Raw genomic sequence first — 22801 nt, 5'->3', positions numbered from 1 at the left:
CTCGGTGCTTTCATCACCAAGGACTGGACAATGATGCGCTCCTCCCTGTTTCTCGCCTTCGCGCTGGTGATCGGTACGGCCGGTCCCCTGCCCAGCGCCGACGCCGCAGCGCAGACCGTGCGCGAGGTGCGTGCCACTGCCGAAGCCAGCATGGTCTTGACCGGTACCATCGATGTTGCCGCAGATGGTACGGTCAGCGGCCTGGTGCTTGACCAGCGGGCGTCGATCACACCGGCCATCGCCGCGTTCGTGGACGGCACCATCCGCAAGTGGCTGTTCGAACCCACCCTGGTGGATGGCAGGCCTGTGGCAAAACATGCACCGTTGCGCGTACGCCTGCTGGGCAGGCCCGGCGCCGATGGCAGCATGCAGGTGCGCATGACCAGCGTCGACTTCAGCGAGTATGACGACAAGGCCACCGACGCGGTAACCGCCAGCGGCATCAGGCCTCCGCGCTATCCGGAGGCAGCGTTCCGCATCGGCGCACAGGGCGAGGTGATGCTGCTGGTCAAGGTCGAGCGTGATGGTTCGGTCGGCGATGTCATTGCCGAGCAGGTGAACATGGGCGTGGTCGCACCCGAGCGGGACATGCAGAAGATGCGCGACATTCTGGCCAAGGCCAGCATCAACCAGGCGCGCAAGTGGACGTTCACGCCACCGACCTCCGGGCAGGATGAAGGCGACCTGTTCTGGACCGTGCGCGTGCCGGTCACCTTCGCGCTGAGCAACAGCAGCAGGCTGCCCCCCACACCCTATGGTCGCTGGCAGGCCCATATTCCCGGCCCTCGCCAGCGGGCACCGTGGCGCACTGCGGAGGATGCCGCGCAGGTCGGCAGCGACCTGCTGCCGGCCGGTGGTGTGTACATGGTCGACAGCGCCAGCCGCGGGCTGCGCCTGTTGACGCCGCTTGCCGAGCAATGATGCCGGTCAACCGCCGCCACGTTTCATCGGCCCCCGCCCGGGGGGCAGACGTCATCATCTTCATGCACAAGGAGTGGCTGTGATGCGTTCTTCCCTTTTCATGGCACTGGCCTTTGCGGTGTCTGGCGGTGCCGCCCTGATCGATAGCGCCGATGCGCAGACCGCGCGCGAGGTACGCAGGCAGGCCGAGGCCAGCATGACCCTCAGCGGTGTCATCGACATCGGCGGCGAAGGCCAGGTTGAAGGGTTCCAGCTTGATCGTCGCGAGAAAATCGACGCGGGTATTGCCGATTTCGTGGACAAGGCCGTGCAGGGCTGGCGTTTCGAACCGGTGCTGGTCAATGGCGCGCCGTGCAGGCACGCACTGCGGTGCGCCTGCGGCTTATGGCCGACAGTGCTGCCGAAGGGACCATGCGGGTCCGCCTGGTCGATGCCAGTTTCAGCAAGGTGGGTGGCGAGCGTGAGGTCAGCACCGACAGGGTGACCAGCAATGGACTGCGGGGACCGGATTACCCACCGCAGGCGGTGACCATGCAGGGGGAGGGCACGGTCATGCTGCTGGTCAATGTCGGCCGCGATGGCAGGGTGGCTGATGTGATCGCCGAGCAGACCAATCTGACCGTGATTGGCACCGCGCGCGCGATGAACCAGCTGCGCGATATCCTGGCCAAGGCCAGCGTCAATAGCGCCAAGCGTTGGACGTTCACCCCGCCCCCTACCGGCGAGGACAAGAATCGCGATTTCTGGACCGTGCGCGTACCGGTGCGCTACGCCTTCCAGGATTCGCGTGAGCGTTACGGCCGCTGGACCGCGTACATTCCCGGCCCGCGCCAGCAGGCGCCGTGGAAGACCGGCGAGGAAACCCTGGTCGCCGGAACCGACCTGCTGCCCGAAGGCGGGGTGTACATGGTGGGTCGTGCGCAGGAAGGCCCGCGCCTGCTCACCCCGCTGGGCTGATGCGTGGCTGCGGGATGCACCGGGCCTGCCGGGCGCATCCCGCTTGAATCGATGTGCTCAATCGGCGTGCGGGTACACCACCACCCGGTTGCGGCCCTGTTCCTTGGCCAGGTACAGGGCCTTGTCGGCCAAGCGCAGTGCCTGTTCCGGATCGGTGTGGAAACTGGGGAAGTGGGCCACGCCCAGTGACACGGTGATGGTGCCCACCGGAGCGAACGGTTCGCCGGCGATGGCCTGGCGCAGGCGCTCGCCGGTCTGCCGGGCCGCTTCGATGCCAACGCCCGGCAGCAGTACCAGGAACTCTTCGCCACCGGCACGGCACAGCACATCGGTCTCGCGCGAATGGCGGCGCATCTGTTCGGCGATGTGCACGATGGCCGCATCTCCGATGTCATGACCGTGGCCGTCATTGATCGACTTGAAACGGTCGATGTCCAGCGCCAGGATCGCGAACGGCAGGCCCTGCGCCTGCAGCACGTCGAGCGCCTGCTGCAACCCGCGGCGGTTGAGCAGTCCGGTCAGCGGATCGGTGCGGCTGGCGCGGTTGAGCGTGCCGATCCGGTCCTGCAGCGCATTGAAGCTGTACAGCACCGCCTGTTTCAGCTGCGCCACCTCGAAGTACCAAGCGCGGATGCCATTGACGTGGCTGATCGCGTTGCCGGTATCTTCGCCGTCCTGCACGTTGCGCGCCAGCTGCCACAGCGGCAACGAAATGCGGCGGGCGAACCACCAGGTGATCAGCAGCGACAACACGCCCAGCGGAATGGCATTCCAGATCACCGCCGACATCAGCCGTGACAGCGGCTGCAGCGTCGCCTCGGTCGGGCGCTGCGCGACGATGCCCCAGCCGGTTGCCGCGACGGGCGCGTAACCGGCCAGCATCGCTACCCGGTGGTTGTTGCGCACCTGCTGCGCACCACGCTGGCCGCGCATCACCGCTTTCACGGCCGGGTTGCTGAGCGCATACGTGCCCACTTCCTGGGGATTGATGTGGTAGATCAGGCGGCCATGGCGGTCCACCACATACAGGTAGGAACCGTCGCGGTAGTAGTGCGTACCCAGCAGGGTATTGAGCGCACTTCGCTGGCGCAGGTACAGCGTGCCGCTGACATAGCCGCGGTACTGGCCGCTGCGGTCGAATACCGGGTGCGAGATCGAGATCAGCAGCTTGCCGGTGGCCGACTGGTAGGGATCGCTGATCATCGGCTGGCGCCGTTCCAATGCTGCCTGGTTGCCAGCGCTGCGCAGGATCTCGCCCTGCAGCTGCAGGCTCTGCGGCGAGGTCGCGATCACCCGCCCGTCATTGGCCACCACCAGCGAAGAGTTGAAACTGCTGGACTGCAGCTGCAGGCGACGGGCCTCATCCTGCGCCTGGGCCGGATCCATGTCGCTGTTGCCAAGCCGGGTGGCGGCGTAGGCAAGCTGCTGCTGCGCGGCCAGCAGAAAGTCCTGCGTGGTTTCGGCCAGTTTGGTGGCGTAAACGCGGTTGGCTTCCAGGGTGTTGCCCACCAGCTGGTCGCGCTGTACGCGATAGCTGGCAAGCAGCGTGTTGGCCAGGGCGATGACGGCGCTGAGCAGGGCCAGGGCAAGGATCAGCTTGCCCAGGTTGAGGCGGGGGGACAGCGTGCGCATGCGGTTGAAGAATCGTGCAGGGCTGGACCCGCCGGATCCTCCGGATGGGGCAACAGCGGAAATCGGCGGCCCGGCCAGCGCGGTCGGGACGGAGAGTCAGGCATTTGTCCCGCAGATTATCGCCAAATCACAGGGCCGCGAAGTGAAGCCGCTTGTCCTGCCGCCACCCAAAGAAAAAGCCCCGCATTGCGGGGCCTTTCCGTATTCCATCAATGCCGCGCGATCAGCGCTTCATCGAACCGAAGAACTCGTCGTTGGACTTGGTGTTCTTCATCTTGTCCAGCAGGAATTCCATCGCCGTCATCTCATCCATCGGATGCAGCAGCTTGCGCAGGATCCAGATCTTCTGCAGCAGCTCCGGCTCGATCAGCAGGTCTTCGCGACGGGTGCCGGAACGGTTGATGTCGATGGCCGGGAACACGCGCTTTTCAGCGATGCGACGGCTCAGGTGCACTTCGCTGTTGCCGGTGCCCTTGAACTCTTCGTAGATCACCTCGTCCATCTTCGAGCCGGTATCGACCAGCGCGGTGGCGATGATGGTCAGGCTGCCACCTTCTTCCACGTTGCGCGCGGCACCGAAGAAGCGCTTGGGGCGATGCAGGGCGTTGGCGTCCACACCGCCGGTCAGCACCTTGCCCGAGCTCGGCACGACGTTGTTGTAGGCGCGCGCCAGGCGGGTGATCGAGTCGAGCAGGATCACCACGTCCTTCTTGTGCTCGACCAGGCGCTTGGCTCGCTCGATGACCATTTCGGCCACCTGCACGTGGCGCGCGGCCGGTTCGTCGAAGGTCGAGCTGATGACCTCGCCGCGCACGGTGCGTTGCATTTCGGTCACTTCTTCCGGGCGCTCGTCGATCAGCAGCACGATCAGGTGCACGTCCGGATGGTTGGTGGTGATGGCCGTGGCCACCTGCTGCATCATCATCGTCTTGCCGGCCTTCGGCTGGGACACGATGAGCGAGCGCTGGCCCTTGCCCTGCGGCGCCATCAGGTCGAGGATGCGGCCGGTGATGTCTTCCGACGAACCGTTGCCACGCTCCAGGGTGAAGCGGCGACGCGGGAACAGGGGGGTCAGGTTCTCGAACAGCACCTTGTTCTTCGACGCTTCCAGCGGCTCACCGTTGATGGTGTCCACGATCGACAGCGCGAAGTAGCGCTCGCCGTCCTTCGGGAAGCGGATGCGGCCGGACAGGTGGTCGCCGGTACGCAGGTTGAAGCGGCGGATCTGGCTGGGCGAAATGTAGGTGTCGTCCGGGCCGGCCAGGTAGCTGGCCTCGGCCGCGCGCAGGAAGCCGAAGCCGTCCGGCAGGATTTCCAGCACGCCGTCGGCGGCAACGCCGTCGCCGTGGCGGGTCAGCACCTTCAGCAGTGCGAAGATCACGTCCTGCTTGCGGGCACGGGCCACGCCTTCGGAAATCTGCAGCTGCTCGGCGATCTCCAGCAGCTTCTGGGCCGGCATGCGCTTGAGGTCGCTCAGCGAATAGACCGGGAAGCCTTCGGGCACGTTGGCGTGCGGGCGCGGTACGAATGGCTGCTGTTCGCCGTTGTCGTTGGGCATGCCGTCGTCGCGGAAGCGACCACCGTTGCCACCGCCGCCGCCACCATTGCGATCACGGTCGCGGCGGTTGCGGAAACGGTCACGGCGGTTGCCCTGGCCCTGCTGGCCCTGCTGGCCGCCCTGGTTGTAGGGGTTCTGGTTCTGGTTCTGCCCGCCACCCTGGTTGTTCTGCTGCGACTGCCGTGGCTGGCCGGATTCGCGGCCCTCGCTCCCTTCGCCGCCGCCACTGCTGGCAGGGCCTCGGCGGCGGGTGCGCTCGGCGCGGAAGGCGCTGCAGCCGGTGCCGGCGCTTCGGGCGCGGTTGCCAGCGGCAGGGCAGGTTGCGCCGGGGCGGCGCTGGTTTCGGCGGCGGCCGGAGCGGCAGCCTTGGTCACGCGGGCTTTGCGCACGCGCTTTTCGGCGGGCGCTTCAGCGCTACCGGTTTCGGAAGTGTTATCGGACAAGAGCGTTATTCCTCGCTTGAAGGTGCGAGCGCCCGGCTGGGGCGGCGAACATTGGGAATGGGTCTGGAAGAGACTGCGTCCAGAAGATGCGGCACGCGAACGCGGCCGGATATGCCGACACTATCATCGGCCTGCGGCGCCACGCAAGGGTCGCCGGGTACGGTATTCAGTCAGGCGCGGGGGCGCCCGCCCGGCAGCCGTGGAAAACGGCTGCCGGTAACATGCGGGATCAGGCCAGGGCCTTGTCCAGCAGGCCGGCCAGCTGGGCCTTGCCAACGGCACCGATCTGCTCGCCAACCTTTTCGCCGTCCTTGAAGACGACCAGGTAGGGAATCGAACGCACGTGGTACTTGGCGGCCAGGGCGCGGTTGTTGTCCACGTTGACCTTGGCGATCTTGGCGCGGCCCTGGTAGGCATCGGCCAGTTCATCCAGTGCCGGGGCGATCATCTTGCACGGGCCACACCATTCGGCCCAGAAATCGACCAGCACCGGTTCCTTGGAATTCAGTACGGCGCTATCAAAGTCGGCATCGCCGACGTGTACAACCTTGTCGCTCATCTTGGTTTCTCGTCTTGGATTGCACCCGGCCAGGCCGGAGGTGGGTGAACTGGGCCATGCCCGGTGGCGTGACCCTCGTCGTTGCCTCGCGGCCGACTGCCACGGTGCGTTCGGCGGGATGCCTGGACGCTCACGGCCGGCAGTGTACCCCTATCGCAGGGCGGGGACAGGTGCTGGCTGGAACCCAGCGTATCGTGATCGGGGGTGAGCACGGTAGGTCTCCGGTTTCACTGTCCCTGCCTGAAATGGGGGTGCCGGTGCGATAGGCCATGGAGGCCAGCGCCGCTGTTCAAGCGCGGTACTGCGGTGTGAAGAGGGGCGTCTCCCTCTGGTGTGAGACGCTGGGTTCCGGTTTGCCGGCCCGAGTGCGGTAAACTGGGGCATTGTGCGGCGCGCGGACCCGAGGGGTCCCGGCCAGCCCGACCCGCCGCAGGGGCCGCAGTTTGCGACGGAGCCCCAGACAGATTCCAGTGCCGCCGCCCGCAGGCGCGTGGCCATACCAAGACGGACACATGAGCGACAAACCGCTGACCGATTTGACTTTTTCCTCCTTTGATCTGCATCCGGCCCTGCAGGCCGGTCTTGAAGGAGCCGGATTCACCCGCTGCACGCCCATCCAGGCGCTGACCCTGCCGGTCGCGCTGCCCGGTGGCGATGTCGCCGGCCAGGCCCAGACCGGCACCGGCAAGACGCTGGCCTTCCTGGTCGCTGTCGTGAACCGCCTGCTGACCCGCCCGGCACTGGCCGACCGCAAGCCGGAAGACCCGCGCGCACTGATCCTGGCGCCGACCCGCGAACTGGCCATCCAGATCCACAAGGATGCGGTGAAGTTCGGTTCCGAGCTTGGCCTGCGCTTCGCGCTGGTCTATGGCGGCGTGGATTACGACAAGCAGCGCGAGCTGCTGCAGCAGGGCGTGGACGTGATCATCGCCACCCCCGGCCGCCTGATCGACTATGTCAAGCAGCACAAGGTGGTGTCGCTGCACGCCTGCGAGATCTGCGTGCTGGACGAAGCCGACCGCATGTTCGACCTGGGCTTCATCAAGGACATCCGCTTCCTGCTGCGCCGCATGCCCGAGCGCTCCACCCGGCAGACCCTGCTGTTCAGCGCCACCCTGAGCCACCGCGTGCTCGAGCTGGCCTATGAGCACATGAACGAGCCGCAGAAGCTGGTGGTCGAAGCCGAGACCATCACCGCCGCGCGCGTGCGCCAGCGCATCTACTTCCCGGCCGACGAAGAGAAGATCCCGTTGCTGCTGGGCCTGCTGTCGCGCAGCGAAGGCGCGCGCACCATGGTCTTCGTCAACACCAAGGTGTTCGTCGAGCGCGTGGCCCGTTCGCTGGAGCGTGCCGGCTACCGCGTCGGCGTGCTGTCCGGTGACGTGCCGCAGAAGAAGCGCGAGAGCCTGCTCAACCGCTTCCAGAAGGGCCAGCTGGAAATCCTGGTGGCCACCGATGTGGCCGCCCGCGGCCTGCACATCGACGGCATCAAGTACGTCTACAACTACGACCTGCCGTTCGACGCCGAAGACTACGTGCACCGCATCGGCCGTACCGCCCGCCTGGGCGAGGAAGGCGATGCCATCAGCTTCGCCTGCGAGCGCTATGCGATGGGCCTGCCGGACATCGAGGCCTACATCGAACAGAAGATCCCGGTCGAAGCGGTCACCAGCGAGATCCTGACGTCGCTGCCGCGCCCTGAGCGTGCCGCCCCGGCACCGGGCGAGGAAGGCGACGAGAACGAAAGCGTCGGCCAGATCTTCCGCGAAGCACGCGAAGCGCGCGCCGCCGAGGAAGAGCGTCGTGGCGGCGGCCGTAGTGGCGGTCGTTCCGGCAGTGGCGGTGGTGGCCGTGGCGGCCGCGATGGCGAGCGCAGCGGCGAACGCCGTCCGCGTGGCCCGCGCAAGCCGCGTGTGGAAGGTGAGCAGGTTGCTGCCGCCGCAGCCGAGGGTGCGGTGACGGCTGAAGCTGCTGCCGTGCAGGCCCCGCGTCCGCCGCGCGCCGAAGCTGCGCCGGAAGGTGCGGTGGATGGCGAGCGCAAGCCGCGCAAGCGCCGTCGTCGTCGCCACGGCCGTCCGGTCGAGGGCGCCGAAGCTGTGGCAAGCAACGCCGGCAACGGCGCCAGCCCGGTTACCCCGGTGCAGGTGGTGGCCAAGCCGGTGCGTACCAGCGCCGATGCCGGCGACTCGTTCCTGACCCGTATCGGCCGCAAGATCCGCCGGATGCTGTCGGGCAATTAAGCCGGTAGCGCCGGGCCATGCCCGGCGAGCGCAGCGGCCTCCGTCCGGGGCCGCGATGCCGGAAGGTTTTCGCCGGGCATGACCCGGCGCTACCGATCCGTCGCGCCGGTCCTGCATAATCGGGGCATGAGTGTCCTGCGCTTCGACAATGTCAGCAAACAGTACGCCGGTGGCCACGAAGCCCTGACCGATGTCAGCTTCGAGGTCGCGCCGGGCGAAATGCTGTTCGTCACCGGTCACTCCGGGGCGGGCAAGAGCACCCTGCTCAAGTTGATCCACCTCGATGAGCGGCCCAGCCGCGGCGCGGTGATGTTCGACGAGCGCAACCTGCTGAAGGTGCGCGGCGGTGATGTGCCGCGGCATCGTCGCGCGGTTGGCGCGGTCTACCAGGACCACCGCCTGCTGATGGACCGCTCCATCGCCGAGAACGTGGCCCTGCCGCTGATCCTGCGCGGTACCCGCCGTGGCGACATCAACAAGCGCGTGCGTTCGGTGCTCGAGCGCATGGGCCTTGGTCACCGCGAGAAGGCGCTGCCCTCGCAGCTGTCGGCCGGTGAGCAGCAGCGCGTCGGCATCGCCCGGGCCATCGTCGGCGAGCCCAAGCTGCTGGTGGCCGACGAGCCGACCGGCAACCTCGATCCCACCCTGGCGGCCGAGATCATGTCCCTGTTCGCCGAGCTGCCCGCACGCGGCACCAGCGTGCTGGTGGTCAGCCATGACCTGCCGCTGCTGCGCCACATGCGCAAGCGTGTGCTGATCCTCGACCACGGCCGGCTGGTGGACGACATCTCGCCGCAGGATCTGGCGGAGTAACCATGGCCAAGAACGAAAACACCGAAGCCGCTGCGCCGTCACGCCTGGGCGTGTGGTTCCAGCATCACGTGCACAGCGTGGTGTTCAGCCTCGGCCGCGCCTGCCGCAAACCGTGGGCGACGCTGCTGACCGTGATGGTCATGGCCCTGGCCCTGGCGCTGCCGCTGGGCCTGTCGATCGCGCTGGACAACCTCAAGCAGTTTGCCGGCAGCGTGCAGCAGTCGCGCGACATCAACGTCTTCCTGAAGGCGGACGTCGACGGCCCGGGTGCGCTGCGCCTGGCCGGGGAGCTGCGCGATCGCCCGGACGTGGCCAGTGTCACCGTGCGCACGCCGGAACAGGGCCTGGAGGAACTGCGCCAGGCCGGCCTCGGCGAAGCCATCGACGCACTCAACGACAACCCGTTGCCCTCGTTGCTGGTGGTCACCCCCGGCCAGGGCCAGGACGATGCACGGCTGGCACGCGCGCTGGAAAGCCTGCCCGGTGCCGACCTGGTGCAGCACGACGCCCTGTGGCGGCAACGCCTGGATGCCTGGCTGGCCTTCGGTGCGCGGCTGGTGCAGGTGCTGTCGGCGCTGCTCGGCGCCGGTGCCGCGCTGGTGGTCGGCAACACCGTGCGCCTGGACATCCAGGCCCGCCGCGAGGAAATCGGCGTGCTGCAGCTGCTCGGCGCCAGCGATGGTTTCATCCGCCGCCCGTTCCTGTATCTGGGCGCCTGGTATGGCCTGGGCGCCGGTGCGGTTGCGCTGGGCCTGATCGGCATTGCCGGTGCCGCCCTGCGCGCGCCGCTGGCCGAGCTGTCGCGCAGCTACGGCAGCCCGTTCGTGCTGCATGGCCTGGACCTGCTGCATGGCAGCCTGGTGCTGCTTGGCACTTTGTTGCTGGGCTGGCTGGGTGCATGGCTGGTGACCGGCCACTTCCTCCGCCAGACCCGCCCGACCGACACCTGAGACCGGCATGCAACCGCAAGCGCTGAAGCACCTTGAAGGGCCCGCGACGCGGGTGATGGTGGTTGACGGCTCCAAGCTGGTGCGCAAGCTGATCGCCGACGTCCTGCAGCGCGATCTGCCGGGCGTGGAGGTGATCGGCTGCGACAGCATCGAAGACGCACAGCATGCGCTGGCGCAGGGGCCGGTCGATCTGGTCACCACCTCGTTGACCCTGCGCGATGGCGACGGCCTGGCGCTGGCGCGGATGGTGCGCGAAGCGGCAGGGCAGGCCTATGTGCCGGTGATCGTGGTCTCCGGCGACGCCCAGCAGCACCTGGAGCAGCGCCGCTTCACCGAGTACGTCACCGACTACTTCGACAAATCGCTGGGCCACGAGGCCCTGGCGACCTTCGTGCGCGGCTACGTGCAGCCGCAGACCATTCCCGGCGCGACCATCCTCTACATCGAGGACAGCCGGGTGGTGGCCGAGGCGACCAAGCGCATGCTCGAGCGCCAGCAGCTCAACGTGATGCATGTGGTCAGCGCCGAAGAAGCGTTTACCCTGCTCACCGCCGAATCGCTGGGGCGCAGCCGCCATCGCATCGACTTGGTGCTGACCGATGTGACCCTGAAGGGAGAGCTGAGCGGCCGCGACGTGGTGCAGCGCGTGCGCGTGGACTTCGGCTACGGCAAGCGTCGCCTGCCGGTGCTGGTGATGACCGGCGATGGCAATCCGCACAACCAGACCGGCCTGCTGCAGGCTGGCGCCAACGATCTGGTGCTGAAGCCGATCGAAGAGCGCCTGCTGATCACCAAGGTGCTGTTCCAGCTGCGGCTGGCCCGGTTGAATGATGGACCCCTGTTGCGATGACGTGTTGCGATGATCGATGAAGTAGTGGACACCCCGGCGATCCAGCTGGAACCGAGCTGGAAGCAGCGTGTGGGCGATTACCTGCTGCAGCCGCAGATGCGCGAGCTGTCCAGCTTCCTGCGGCAGCGCAAGGCCAGCGGTGCGGCGGTGTTCCCGCCTGGACCGCAGATCTTCGCCGCCTTTGATGCGACCCCGTTCGATCAGGTGAAAGTGGTCATCCTCGGCCAGGACCCGTACCACGGCCGTGGGCAGGCCCATGGCCTGAGTTTCTCGGTGCAGCCGGGCGTGCCGGTGCCGCCGTCGTTGTTGAACATCTACAAGGAAATCGAGGGTGACCTCGGTATAGCCCGCCCGGACCACGGCTGCCTGATCCCGTGGGCGCGGCGCGGCGTGCTGCTGCTCAACGCGGTGCTGACGGTGGAAGAGGGCAAGGCCGGTGCGCACCAGGGGCGCGGGTGGGAAGGCTTCACCGACCATGTGGTGGACGTGTTGAACCGTGAGCGCGAGGGCCTGGTGTTCATGCTCTGGGGCGCCTACGCGCAGCAGAAGGGCAAGGTGATCGATAGCGGCCGCCATCGGGTGCTGAAAGCACCGCATCCTTCGCCGCTGTCGGCCCACCGTGGCTTCCTCGGCTGCCGTCATTTCTCGATGGCCAACGAGTACCTGCAGCGCCGTGGCCAGGCGCCGATCGACTGGTCGCTGCCGCCGCGGGCGACGCTGGCGCCATCGGCCTGAACGGCGGGCAACGCTGCCCGGTGTCGAACGGGTAAAACCACCGCCCGTTCAGCTGCCTTTGACCTGGAAAGGCCCGGTTTTCCTGGCTAGTGGGTTGAATTGCAAGGGATTGTGTATCCCGAAAAGCGCGCTCGCCACTGTCATCAAATCGCGCTACGGTAGGCTTCTGTTTGGGACCAGTGTTTCATCAGTGGAATGCTGGAACTTTTTCCTCCTTTAGCAGTCCAAATCCCGGACTGCTAAGATGGGTGCCTATGAGCCAGAACACCTCTACTGCCCTTGTGGCAAACAATCTGCCGATTCCCAGTGCGCTCGGTTCGCTGGACGCCTATATCGGTGCCGTGCACCAGATCCCGGTGCTGTCGGTCGATAACGAACAGGACCTGGCCCGTCGCTTCCGCGACGGCAACGATCTGGACGCTGCCCGTGAGCTGGTGCACTCGCACCTTCGCTTCGTGGTGCACGTGGCCCGCGGTTACAACGGCTACGGCCTTGCGCTGGGCGACCTGATCCAGGAAGGCAACATCGGCCTGATGAAGGCGGTCAAGCGCTTCGACCCCGACATGGGCGTGCGCCTGGTGTCCTTCGCCGTGCATTGGATCCGTGCCGAGATGCACGAGTTCATCCTGAAGAACTGGCGCATCGTGAAGGTCGCCACGACCAAGGCGCAGCGCAAGCTGTTCTTCAACCTGCGCAAGTCGAAGAAGCGCCTGGGCTGGATGAACGCGGCCGAAGTCAGTGCGGTGGCCAAGGACCTGAACGTGTCCGAGCGCGAGGTGCTGGAAATGGAATCGCGCCTGTCCGGCCGCGATATCGGTTTCGATGCCCCCACCGATGAAGACAACGACCACGCGCCGCCGTCGCCGGCTGCGTATCTGGTGGCCGATGACGAAGATCCGTCGATGGCCTACGAGCGCGAGGACAGCGAAGACAACCAGATGCAGCTGCTGCGCGAAGGCCTGGCGGAACTGGATGCGCGTTCGCGCGACATCATCCGCCGCCGTTGGCTGGATGCGGACAGCAAGGTGACGCTGCAGGAGCTGGCGGACGAGTACGGCGTATCGGCCGAGCGTATCCGCCAGGTTGAAGCGAACGCGCTGAAGAAGATGAAGGCGCTGTTCACCGCATAAGGCGGCGAAGCGTTTGAGTAATGGAAAGGCCCGGCATTGCCGGGCCTTTTTTTTCCTGCTGGATCCACGCATGGCGTGGATCTACTTCGCGATCCAGTAGATCCACGCCACGCGTGGATCAGCGCGGTCTCAGATTTCCCGCGCGATCGCGCGCCAGCCGATGTCGGTGCGGTGGAACTCGTTGGCCCAGGTCACCTTCGCCACGCCCGCGTACGCGTTCGCCTGCGCCTCGCGCACGCTGTCACCCAGTGCTGCCACGCACAGCACGCGGCCACCGGCGCTGAGCACCTGGCCCTGCGCATCCAGCGTCGTTCCTGCATGGAATACCTTGGCCGTTGCCGGCACATCATCCAGGCCGGAGATCACCTCACCGGTGATCGGCGTTTCCGGATACGGCCTGGCGGCCAGCACCACGCCGAGCGACGGGCGCGGATCCCATTGCGCGTCCACCTGGTCCAGGCGGCCATCGATCGCCGCGTCCACCAGGTCGACCAGGTCCGACTGCAGGCGCAGCATCACCGGCTGGGTTTCCGGGTCGCCGAAACGCACGTTGAACTCGATCACCTTCGGCGCGCCGCTGGCATCGATCATCAGGCCGGCGTAGAGGAAGCCAGTGAACGGGATGCCGTCGGCGATCATGCCCTGCACGGTCGGGTTCACCACCTCGCGCATCACGCGGGCGTGCACGTCCGGGGTGACCACCGGGGCCGGCGAGTACGCACCCATGCCGCCGGTGTTCGGGCCGGTGTCGCCGTCGCCGACGCGCTTGTGATCCTGCGAGGTGGCCATCGGCAGTGCATGCACGCCATCGACCATCGAAATGAAGCTGGCTTCCTCGCCGTCGAGGAATTCCTCGATCACCACGCGTGCGCCGGCATCGCCGAAGGCGTTGCCCGAGAGCATGTCGCGCACTGCGTCTTCAGCCTCGGCCAGGGTCATGGCCACGATCACGCCCTTGCCGGCGGCCAGGCCGTCGGCCTTGACCACGATCGGTGCGCCCTTCTCGCGCAGGTAGGCCAGTGCCGGCTCGATCTCGGTGTGCACCGAATAGAACGCGGTGGGGATGTTGTGGCGTGCCAGGAAATCCTTGGCGTAGGCCTTGCTGCCTTCCAGCTGCGCGGCCGCCGCCGTCGGCCCGAAGATGCGCAGGCCGGCAGCGCGGAAGCGGTCGACCACGCCGGCCACCAGCGGCACTTCCGGGCCGACCACGGTCAGCGCCACGCTTTCGGCCTGGGCCAGGGCGAGCAGGCCATCGATGTCGGTGACCTTCACCGCCACGTTGCGGCACTTGTCTTCGTTGGCGGTGCCGGCATTGCCGGGCGCCACGAGCACTTCAGTGACACGGGAGGACTGGGCCAGCTTCCATGCCAGGGCGTGTTCGCGGCCGCCAGAGCCGATGACAAGTACGTTCATCACGAGATTCCAGATTGCGTGGGAAGGGAAGTTCGAGGTCCCCGGCGGCGCGTGTGCGTCATTCGCAGCCTTCGCGTCGCAGTGATTCGGGGAAGGAGTAGGTCCAGGACTTCGGGTCCAGGGTGAAGCGGTGCTCCTGACGCACCCGCTTGCCGCCGCAGGTGTTGCCGGATTCCTCGATCAGCAGTGGCCAGATGCGCGCACTGCGGTCGCTGTCGTCGAAACGCAGCGCGAAATCGATGCTGAAGCGGCGGGTGCGGCAGTCTTCGGCGGCATCGGGATCGGCGGCCGCATCGACGTTCTCGCATTCGTACTGGGCGTCGTTGTCGATGTGGCTGCGCACGTTGCCGGTGCTGGTCAGGCCTTTCGGGCCCGGCAGCACCAGGGTCTGCGAGAGCAGCGAGAAGCCCTGGCCGAACCAGCCATCCTCGACGCGGAAGCCGTAGAAATCGCTGCCGGCGCGGATGATGCTGGCGGTGCCGGGCTGGCCACCACTGCCGAAGCGCTCGCCGGTCAGCTCGCTGGTCACCCCGAAGCCATCGCCCCTGGGCTGCAGCACGAAGAACTCGATCGTTCCCGGGTCGATATGCGCGCCATCGACCAGCGCACCACACACCGCCAGCAGCTGCTGCCAGCTGTCGCCGGTCACCACCGGCTGCTCGGCGCAGACCTGCCAGTCGATCGCGCGCGTTTCATCGTCCTGGGTCCAGCTGCCGCGCCATTGGCCGGAAAGCTTGGCGTCCTTGCCGTAACGCCCGGTCAGGAAGGCCTGCAGACGCGCGGTGCGACTGACATGCGCCGCCGGTTCGCTGGCGGCGGGCTTTGCCGCATCTGCCTGCGGGGCAGGTGCGGGCTCGGCAGCCGGCCTGCAGCCGGCCAGCAGGGTCGTGCCAGCGAAGGCGAGCACGGCAAGCGGTTTCAAAGAGACGGCAGACATCCGTGTCGCTCCAGCAATCAGTGGCGGAAGTGGCGGACGCCGGTGAACACCATGGCCAGGCCATGTTCGTCGGCGGCGGCGATCACTTCAGCATCGCGCATAGAACCGCCCGGCTGGATCACTGCCTTGATGCCGGCGGCGGCAGCGGCATCGATGCCATCGCGGAACGGGAAGAACGCATCGGAGGCCATCACCGAACCTTCGACCACCAGGTTCGCATCGGCCGCCTTGATACCGGCAATGCGTGCGGAGTACACGCGGCTCATCTGGCCGGCACCCACGCCGATGGTGCGGTTGTCCTTGGCGTAGACGATTGCGTTGGACTTGACGAACTTGGCGGCCTTCCAGGCGAACAGCAGGTCGGTGAACTGCTTGTCGGTCGGTGCAAGCTTGCTGACCACCTTCAGTTCGTCGCGGGTCATGCCGCGGTTGTCCGACGACTGCAGCAGCAGGCCCGAGCCCACGCGCTTGTTGTCGAAGTTGTTCAGGCCGTCGCCGTGCGGGATGCGCAGCACGCGCACGTTGGCCTTCTTCTGCGCGTATTCCAGCGCGGCCGGCTCGTAGTCCGGCGCAATCAGGACTTCAACGAACTGGCGGTCCAGGATCACCTGCGCGGTGGCTGCATCGAGCGGCTTGTTGAAGGCGATGATGCCGCCGAAGGCGCTGGTCGGGTCGGTGGCGTAGGCCAGCTCGTAGGCATCGCCGTTGCCGGCGCCAACGGCCACGCCGCACGGGTTGGCATGCTTGACGATGACACAGGCCGGCGCGTCGAACTGGCGCACGCATTCCCAGGCTGCATCGGCATCGGCCAGGTTGTTGTAGCTCAGCTCCTTGCCCTGCAGCTGCTGGAAGGTGGCCAGCGTGCCCGGCACCGGATGCAGGTCGCGGTAGAACGCGCCGCTCTGGTGGGGGTTTTCGCCGTAGCGCAGGTCCATCACCTTCACGAAGGTGGAATTCATCTGCGCCGGGTACTCGGCACGCACCGGCACGGCGGCGTCGGTGGCGGTGACCGCCGACAGGTAGTTGCTGATCGCCGCGTCGTACTGGGCAACGCGGTTGAATGCGGCCACCGAGAATGCGAAACGGGTGCCGGCCGACAGCTGGCCGTCGTTGGCATCCAGCGAGGCCAGCAGTTCGGCGTACTGCGACGGGTCGGTGGCCACCGCCACGCGGGCGAAGTTCTTGGCCGCCGAGCGCAGCATCGCCGGGCCGCCGATGTCGATGTTCTCCACCGCGTCGGCCAGGGTGCAGTCGGCCTTGGCAGTGACCGATTCGAACGGGTACAGGTTCAGCACCAGCAGGTCGATGGCACCGATACCGTGCTCGGCCATCACCGCGTCGTCCAGGCCGGAGCGGCCCAGCAGGCCGCCATGCACCATGGGATGCAGGGTCTTGACCCGGCCATCCATCATTTCCGGGAAGCCGGTGACCTCGGCGACGTCCTTCACGGCCAGGCCCGCATCGCGGATCGCCCTGGCGGTACCGCCGGTGGACAGCAGCTCCACGCCGCGTGCAGCCAGCGCGGTGGCCAGCTCGACCAGGCCGGTCTTGTCGGAAACGGAGAGGAGGGCCCGGCGGACGGGCAACAGATCAGCGGTCATGGGGACAGGGCAATCGGCAGCGGAGCGGGGCCGATATTGTAGGCGGTGGGGGCCGGTGGCGGGCGCTGGTGGGGGAAATTGGCCGGTGCCGACTCCTGTCCTGGTCCGCCCGGCAGCACCTGCATGGGCCGGCATTGGGCGCAATTCGATATGTGGCGCTGTCGCAATCAGGTAGGCTGTGCCCGCACTGCCAAGGATTAGCGGGTTCAGATCGTGTCGATCTACGCATTGAAAGGACGTTTCCAGGACCTGCTGCGTCCGGCCGTACACGGCCTGTACCGCATGGGGATCACCGCCAACACGGTGACCGTGGCTGCGGCCGTGGTCTCGCTGCTGGTGGCCGCTGCGGTGTGGTACTGCGCTCCCACCCAGCCGCTGCTGTATCTGGCCCTGCCGCTGTGGATGCTGCTGCGCATGGCCCTCAACGCCGTCGACGGCATGCTGGCCCGCGAATTCGGCCAGCAATCGCGGCTGGGCGCCTATCTGAACGAGGTGTGCGATGTGATCGCCGACGCGGCGCTGTACCTGAGCCTGCTCAGCGTACCGGGCGTGCGCCCTGAGGCCCTGTGGCTGCTGGCCTGGGCCGCCGCGCTGAGCGAGTACGCCGGCGTGCTGGGCCTGATGGTCGGCGCCAGCCGCCGCTATGACGGCCCGATGGGCAAGAGCGACCGTGCGTTCGTGATCGGCGTGCTGGGCCTGCTGCTGGCGTTCGCCTGGGCAGGCGCGACCGTGGTCAGCGCGGTCGCCGCACTGGCCGCACTGCTGTGTGGGATGACGGTGGTCCGTCGCGTACGCCAGGGATTGAAGGAAGCCGCGGCGATATCGCAGCGGTAAGCACAACACGATTACACGCCCTATCCATACGGAGATTGCATGCGTCAGGCGCAGGAACGGGAATTCCACAGCTTCGACCAGGTACCGCTGTTCTACCGGTACTGGCCGAGCACCACGGCAACCACGCCGGCCAAGGCCATCGTGCTGCTGCATCGCGGCCATGAACACTCCGGCCGGGTCACCCATCTGGTCGACGAGCTGGACCTGCCCGACACCGCGTTCTTCGCGTGGGATGCGCGCGGCAATGGTCGCTCGCCCGGCACGCGCGGCGACGCACCGGGCTTCCCGGCGCTGGTGCGCGACCTGGACAGCTTCATCGCCCACATCAGTGCCGAGCATGGCATCGCGGTGGAGGACATCGTGGTGATCGCGCAGAGCGTGGGCGCGGTGGTTGCCGCCACCTGGGTGCATGACTATGCGCCGCGGCTGCGCGCGCTGGTGATGGCTTCGCCGGCATTCAAGGTGAAGCTGTACGTGCCGTTCGCACGCGCTGGACTGGCGCTGATGCAGAAACTGCGCGGCAACTTCTTCGTCAACAGCTACGTCAAGCCGCAGTGGCTGACCCACGACCCGGCACGGGTGGAAAGCTACCGCACCGATCCGCTGATCACCCGGCCGATCTCGGTGCGCGTGCTGCTGGGCCTGTACGAAGCGGCCGACCGCATCGTGGCCGACGCGCAGGCGATCAGCGTGCCGGTGCAGTTGCTGGTGTCCGGTTCCGATTTCGTGGTGCACCGTGGCCCGCAGGACCGCTTCTACGAACGCCTGTCCAGCCCGATCAAGGAGCGCGTGCACCTGCCGGGCTTCTTCCACGACACCCTCGGCGAGCGTGACCGTGCACCGGCGTTGGCGCGTATCCGCAGCTTCATCCAGGCACGCTTTGCCGAACCGCTGCAGGAGCTGTCGCGGCGCGATGCGCATCGGCATGGCCCGACCTTCGAGGAATCGGAGATCCTGTCGTGGCCACCGGAGCGCAACAGCCTGGCCGACCTGCGTTGGCGCGTGGTGCGCGGTGGCCTGCGTTTCGGCGGCACGCTGTCGGAGGGCATCGCGCTGGGACTGCAGACCGGCTTCGATTCGGGCAGCACGCTGGACTACATCTACCGTGATGAGGCGCGGGGCAAGGGCCCGCTGGGCCGGATGGTCGACCGCAACTATCTGGATGCGATCGGTTGGCGCGGCATCCGCGTGCGCGGCAAGCACCTGCAGGAACTGCTGCGCGATGCCGCCCAGCGACTGCGCGGGCAGGGCGCGCCGGTGCGCGTGCTGGACGTGGCGGCCGGCCATGGCCGTTACGTGCTGGAAGCACTCGGCCAGGGCGAACAGCGTGCCGACCACATCGTGCTGCGCGATTTCAGCGATCTGAATGTAACGCAGGGCAAGGCCTTGATCGAGCGCCTCGGCGCGGCCGACATCGCCCGCTTCGAACAGGGCGATGCGTTCGATCCGGTGCAGCTGGCAGCAGTGGAACCGGCGCCGACGCTGGCGGTGGTATCCGGCCTGTACGAACTGTTCCCGGACAACGATGCGGTGCTGCGTTCACTGCAGGGCATCGCTGCGACGGTGCCGGTGGGCGGTTACCTGGCCTACACCGGGCAGCCGTGGCATCCGCAGCTGGAGTTCATCGCGCGTGCGTTGACCAGCCATCGTGGTGGCGCGGCGTGGGTGATGCGCCGCCGTACCCAGCACGAGATGGACGAACTGGTGCGCCTGGCCGGCTTCCAGAAGGTGGCCCAGCGCATCGATGACTTCGGCATCTTCACCGTATCGCTGGCACGACGGATCGCGTGATGGCGACGCTGGCGGCAACCGCATCACCCAGCGAGGCGCGCCCCTGGCGGCGCGCCCTGCTGTGGCTGGCCCTGCTCGGTCCGTTCTTCTTCGCCAGCTATGGCTTCGCCAACTGGATGGCCGGCCGCCATGCCCAGCTGCCGGTGATGGCATTTGCCTGGGAGGCGCGGATTCCGTTCGTGCCGTGGACGATCGTGCCGTACTGGTCGATCGACCTGTTCTATGCGATCTCGTTCTTCCTGTGCCGGCGCCGGCTGGAGCTGGACCGGCACGCACTGCGCCTGCTCAGCGCGCAGGTGATCGCGGTGGCGTGCTTCCTGTTGTGGCCGTTGCGCTTCAGCTTCGAACGGCCGGAAATCGGCGGTGTGTTCGGCTGGTTGTTCGACGTGCTGCTGGGCTTCGACAAGCCATTCAACCAGGCGCCGTCGCTGCATATCGTGCTGCTGATCGTGCTGTGGGTGAAGTTCGCGCAGTACCTGCACGGGGTCTGGCGGCTGGTGCTGCATGTGTGGGCGCTGCTGATCGGCATTTCGGTGCTGACCACGTTCCAGCATCACTTCATCGACATTCCCACCGGGCTGCTGGCGGGCTGGTTGTGCGTGTGGCTGTGGCCGGAGCAGGGCACGCCGCCGTTGCGCGCCTGGCAGGCTGCCGGTGACCCGAAGCGTTGGCGGCTGGCCGCGCTGTATGTGTCGGGTGCCGGCCTGCTGCTGGTGCCGGTGGTGATGCTGCGCGGCACCGCATTGTGGCTGCTGTGGCCCGTGGTGTCGTTGCTGCTGGTGTCGCTGGCCTATGCCGGGCTGGGCACGGCGGTGTTCCAGAAGCGCGCCGATGGCCGGTTGACGATGGCCGCGCGCTGGCTGCTGGCACCGTACCTGGGTGCGGCGTGGATCAACTCGCGGCTGTGGACGCGCCGCGCGCCGCAGCCGGTGCCGGTCGTCGACGCTGTCTGGCTGGGGCGCCTGCCAGGTACCGCACTGCCGGCACCGCTGGTGGGCGTGGTCGACACCTGTGCGGAGCTGTCCTGCCGCGCGCCGGGAGCAGCGTACGCCAGCGTGCCGATGCTGGACCTGGTGGTGCCCTCGGCGGCGCAGCTGCGCGCCGCGGCAGATGCCATTGAACGCCTGCGCGGGCATGGCCCCGTCCTGGTCTGCTGTGCGCTGGGGTACTCACGTAGCGCGGCCAGCGTGGCGACCTGGTTGCTGCGCACCGGCCGTGCGCGCGATGTGGCCGACGCGGTGTCGATCGTGCGTGGCGCGCGGCCGTCGATCGTGCTGCATGACGTTCATCTACAGGTGATCGCGGCCGCTGCCGCGCAGGAGACCATTGCATGAGCGCCGTGCCCGATCTGCCGATGATGCATCTGCTGCTGCGCCAGGGGCGATTGCCTGCCGCGTTGTCGCTGGGCCTGCTGCTGGTGGCCCTGTTGCTGCTGGGCATCGAGCCGGGGCTGGCGATGTTCGCCGCTGGCCTGCTGCTGCTGAGCCTGGTGGCAGGCGTTCTGCAGGCGTACTACGCGGTGCGGGTACAGTTGGACGCCAGCCTGCTGCGCCTGCTGCAGCGCGAGGGCTTGCAGGGTGAAGACGCAGCGCAGCGGGTGGACCAGGCGCTGCACACCGCTGGCCTGCGCAGGCTGGAAGCACAGGCGCCGACGCGTGGCTGGGATGCGCGCTGGACCGGCATGCGGCGTCTGCTGATGCGCCAGTACGCCGCCACGCTGCTGCAGTTCGCTGCGTTGCTGCTGGCCGTGCTGTGGCCGCAGACCTGACCGGAGGTGCCAATGTTCGCTGAACTGATCGCCCGCGCCTGCAGCGCGGCCATCCATGTGGTGACCGGCGCACGCGCGCTGTGGGTCGGCTGCGCGCCGTCCAGCGAGCACCGCGTGTACTACGGCAACCATGCCAGTCATGGTGATTTCGTGCTGATCTGGTCGTCGATGCCGCCGGCGCTGCGGCGCCAGGTGCGGCCGGTCGCCGCCGCCGAGTACTGGCAGCGCGATGGCCTGCGTCGCTACCTGATCGACGCGGTGTTCAATGGCGTGCTGGTCGAACGCGAGGCCGGCAACCGCCACCAGGATCCGCTGCAGGTGCTGCGTGACGCGGTGGACGAGGGCTGTTCGTTGATCCTGTTCCCGGAAGGCACGCGCAACATCGGTGATGAGCCGCTGCTGCCGTTCAAGAGCGGCATCTACCACCTGGCCCGGCAACGCCCGGAGCTGGAGTTCGTACCGGTGTGGATCGACAACCTCAAGCGGGTGATGCCGAAAGGGCGTTTCCTGCCGCTGCCGCTGCTGTGCACGGCAACCTTCGGTACGCCGCTGCGGCTGCAGGCCGATGAGGACAAGGCGGCGTTCCTGGCACGCAGCCGGCAGGCGCTGCTGGCCTTGGCCCCGAACGGAGGCCGTGCATGAGCTTCATGATCGATGTGTCCGGCGATCTTGCCGCGCGCAGCGTGGGCCAGCAGACAGGGCTGCTGTTCGCGGGCGTAGGCGCGGTGTTGGTGCTGGCCACGCTGGTGTCCGAAACCCTGCGCTGGCGCCAGCGTGGACAGCCCAGCGCGGTGATCGCCAACCTGGTCTCGCGCATCCGCGCGTGGTGGGTGATGGCCATCGTGGTCGGGCTGGCGCTGTTCTTCGGGCGCGCCGGAGTGATCGTGCTGTTCGCCATCATCTCGCTGTTCGCACTGCGCGAATTCATCACCCTGGCGCCAACACGATCAGGTGACTACTACGCGTTGCTGGCCGCGTTCTACATCGTGCTGCCGTGGCAGTACTACCTGGTGTGGATCGACTGGTATGGCATGTACACGCTGTTGATCCCGGTGTACGCGTTCCTGTTCCTGCCGATCCTGGCCACCATCGGTGGTGACACCACCCACTACCTGGAGCGCACGTCGAAGGTGCAGTGGGGCCTGATGATCTGCGTGTTCTGCATCTCGCACGTGCCGCTGCTGCTGAACCTGCGAGTGCCGGGCTACGATCCGGCGCGCAACGTGCTGCTGTTCGCCTTCCTGGTGATCGTAGTGCAGTCGTCGGACGTGCTGCAGTACATCTGGGGCAAGCTGCTGGGCAAGCACCTGATCGCGCCGAAGCTGTCGCCGTCGAAGACGGTGGAAGGCTTCGTGGGCGGCGTGCTCTGTGCCAGCGCGTTGGGCGCCGCGCTCTGGTGGATCACCCCGTTCACGCCGCTGCAGGCGTTCGGCCTGTCGCTGCTGATCAACCTGATGGGGTTCTGGGGCGGCCTGGTGATGTCGGCGATCAAGCGCGACCGCGGCATCAAGGACTGGGGCAACATGATCGAGGGCCATGGCGGCATGCTCGATCGGCTGGATTCAGTGTGCTTCGCCGCCCCGGTGTTCTTCCACGTGGTGCGTTACTACTGGAAGGCGGGAGGTGGTTGACCCCGGTCGATGCCGTGGTAGCGCCGGGCCATGCCCGG

At 67.2% G+C, this 22801-nt stretch carries 20 protein-coding genes and 1 pseudogene; 15 read left to right on the top strand and 6 right to left on the bottom strand.

What is annotated here, in order from left to right; genetic code table 11:
• Positions 1-30: 30 nt before the first annotated feature.
• The 3 genes from D0Y85_RS18635 (at position 31) to D0Y85_RS20945 (ending at position 1878) form a co-directional block, all read left to right on the top strand.
• Positions 31-921, top strand: coding sequence for an energy transducer TonB (locus tag D0Y85_RS18635; RefSeq protein ID WP_117311564.1), 891 nt, complete (start codon positions 31-33; stop codon positions 919-921).
• Positions 922-1003: 82 nt separating this feature from the next.
• Complete coding sequence (locus D0Y85_RS20950) at positions 1004-1405, top strand: hypothetical protein (protein WP_240329286.1); 402 nt, start codon at positions 1004-1006, stop codon at positions 1403-1405.
• The gene (locus tag D0Y85_RS20945) at positions 1333-1878 is read left to right on the top strand and encodes an energy transducer TonB (protein WP_240329285.1); all 546 of its coding nucleotides are present in this window, start codon (positions 1333-1335) and stop codon (positions 1876-1878) included. Before D0Y85_RS20950 ends, D0Y85_RS20945 begins: the two co-directional genes overlap by 73 nt.
• A 57-nt stretch (positions 1879-1935) precedes the next feature.
• Here D0Y85_RS20945 and D0Y85_RS18625 read toward each other — a convergent pair whose 3' ends face one another.
• The 3 genes and pseudogenes from D0Y85_RS18625 to trxA all read right to left on the bottom strand — a co-directional run bounded on the left by D0Y85_RS18625 (position 1936) and on the right by trxA (position 6070).
• Positions 1936-3510, bottom strand: a complete 1575-nt coding sequence (locus D0Y85_RS18625; protein WP_117311563.1) for a sensor domain-containing diguanylate cyclase — start codon at positions 3508-3510, stop codon at positions 1936-1938.
• Positions 3511-3733: 223 nt separating this feature from the next.
• Positions 3734-5511 (bottom strand): annotated as a pseudogene (rho, locus tag D0Y85_RS18620) (transcription termination factor Rho).
• Positions 5512-5740: 229 nt separating this feature from the next.
• Positions 5741-6070 carry a thioredoxin gene (gene trxA, locus D0Y85_RS18615; protein WP_025878607.1) on the bottom strand — a complete coding sequence of 110 codons (330 nt, stop codon included), beginning with the start codon at positions 6068-6070 and terminating at the stop codon, positions 5741-5743.
• A 512-nt stretch (positions 6071-6582) separates the two neighbouring features.
• On the opposite strand from trxA, the gene rhlB reads away from it, so the two are divergent.
• The 6 genes from rhlB (at position 6583) to rpoH (ending at position 12788) form a co-directional block, all read left to right on the top strand.
• Positions 6583-8310 (top strand): ATP-dependent RNA helicase RhlB, encoded by a 1728-nt coding sequence (gene rhlB / locus D0Y85_RS18610; protein ID WP_117311562.1) that lies wholly within the window; start codon positions 6583-6585, stop codon positions 8308-8310.
• Positions 8311-8436: 126 nt separating this feature from the next.
• Positions 8437-9123, top strand: a complete 687-nt coding sequence (gene ftsE, locus D0Y85_RS18605; protein WP_025878609.1) for a cell division ATP-binding protein FtsE — start codon at positions 8437-8439, stop codon at positions 9121-9123.
• Positions 9124-9125: 2 nt separating this feature from the next.
• Positions 9126-10073 (top strand): permease-like cell division protein FtsX, encoded by a 948-nt coding sequence (gene ftsX / locus D0Y85_RS18600; RefSeq protein WP_117311561.1) that lies wholly within the window; start codon positions 9126-9128, stop codon positions 10071-10073.
• 7 nt (positions 10074-10080) lie between these two features.
• On the top strand, positions 10081-10923 hold the full coding sequence (locus tag D0Y85_RS18595) for a response regulator (RefSeq protein WP_025878611.1): 843 nt from the start codon (positions 10081-10083) through the stop codon (positions 10921-10923).
• A gap of 9 nt (positions 10924-10932) precedes the next feature.
• Entirely contained in the window at positions 10933-11658 is a 726-nt protein-coding gene (ung, locus tag D0Y85_RS18590; RefSeq protein WP_117311560.1) for a uracil-DNA glycosylase, read from the top strand.
• A gap of 254 nt (positions 11659-11912) precedes the next feature.
• A complete protein-coding gene (rpoH, locus tag D0Y85_RS18585; RefSeq protein ID WP_117311559.1) occupies positions 11913-12788 on the top strand; it encodes an RNA polymerase sigma factor RpoH in 876 nt (291 codons plus the stop codon).
• 129 nt (positions 12789-12917) lie between these two features.
• Here the strand turns inward: rpoH and purD are convergent, their stop codons facing one another.
• The 3 genes from purD to purH are packed head-to-tail and all read right to left on the bottom strand — an operon-like array spanning position 12918 to position 16739.
• Positions 12918-14201: a phosphoribosylamine--glycine ligase gene (gene purD / locus D0Y85_RS18580; protein ID WP_117311558.1), complete on the bottom strand. Its 1284-nt coding sequence runs from the start codon at positions 14199-14201 to the stop codon at positions 12918-12920.
• 58 nt (positions 14202-14259) lie between these two features.
• Positions 14260-15138, bottom strand: coding sequence for a hypothetical protein (locus tag D0Y85_RS18575; RefSeq protein ID WP_117311557.1), 879 nt, complete (start codon positions 15136-15138; stop codon positions 14260-14262).
• A gap of 17 nt (positions 15139-15155) precedes the next feature.
• Entirely contained in the window at positions 15156-16739 is a 1584-nt protein-coding gene (purH, locus tag D0Y85_RS18570) for a bifunctional phosphoribosylaminoimidazolecarboxamide formyltransferase/IMP cyclohydrolase (protein WP_117311556.1), read from the bottom strand.
• 213 nt (positions 16740-16952) lie between these two features.
• On the opposite strand from purH, the gene D0Y85_RS18565 reads away from it, so the two are divergent.
• The 6 genes from D0Y85_RS18565 to D0Y85_RS18540 are packed head-to-tail and all read left to right on the top strand — an operon-like array spanning position 16953 to position 22763.
• Positions 16953-17573, top strand: a complete 621-nt coding sequence (locus tag D0Y85_RS18565; RefSeq protein ID WP_117311555.1) for a CDP-alcohol phosphatidyltransferase family protein — start codon at positions 16953-16955, stop codon at positions 17571-17573.
• A 39-nt stretch (positions 17574-17612) separates the two neighbouring features.
• On the top strand, positions 17613-19364 hold the full coding sequence (locus D0Y85_RS18560; protein ID WP_117311554.1) for a bifunctional alpha/beta hydrolase/class I SAM-dependent methyltransferase: 1752 nt from the start codon (positions 17613-17615) through the stop codon (positions 19362-19364).
• Positions 19364-20698: a phosphatase PAP2/dual specificity phosphatase family protein gene (locus D0Y85_RS18555; RefSeq protein WP_117311553.1), complete on the top strand. Its 1335-nt coding sequence runs from the start codon at positions 19364-19366 to the stop codon at positions 20696-20698. Before D0Y85_RS18560 ends, D0Y85_RS18555 begins: the two co-directional genes overlap by 1 nt.
• The gene (locus D0Y85_RS18550; protein WP_117311552.1) at positions 20695-21132 is read left to right on the top strand and encodes a hypothetical protein; all 438 of its coding nucleotides are present in this window, start codon (positions 20695-20697) and stop codon (positions 21130-21132) included. The genes D0Y85_RS18555 and D0Y85_RS18550 overlap by 4 nt, the downstream gene beginning before the upstream one ends.
• A 12-nt stretch (positions 21133-21144) precedes the next feature.
• Complete coding sequence (locus D0Y85_RS18545) at positions 21145-21774, top strand: lysophospholipid acyltransferase family protein (protein WP_025878621.1); 630 nt, start codon at positions 21145-21147, stop codon at positions 21772-21774.
• On the top strand, positions 21771-22763 hold the full coding sequence (locus tag D0Y85_RS18540; RefSeq protein ID WP_033832372.1) for a phosphatidate cytidylyltransferase: 993 nt from the start codon (positions 21771-21773) through the stop codon (positions 22761-22763). The genes D0Y85_RS18545 and D0Y85_RS18540 overlap by 4 nt, the downstream gene beginning before the upstream one ends.
• Positions 22764-22801 lie beyond the last annotated feature (38 nt).

The sequence above is a fragment of the Stenotrophomonas sp. G4 genome (assembly GCF_003428825.1).
Taxonomy (GTDB): Bacteria; Pseudomonadota; Gammaproteobacteria; order Xanthomonadales; family Xanthomonadaceae; genus Stenotrophomonas; species Stenotrophomonas indicatrix.
The sequence above is the reverse complement of the archived record's forward strand: the minus strand, read 5'-3'. Positions and strand labels throughout refer to the sequence as shown.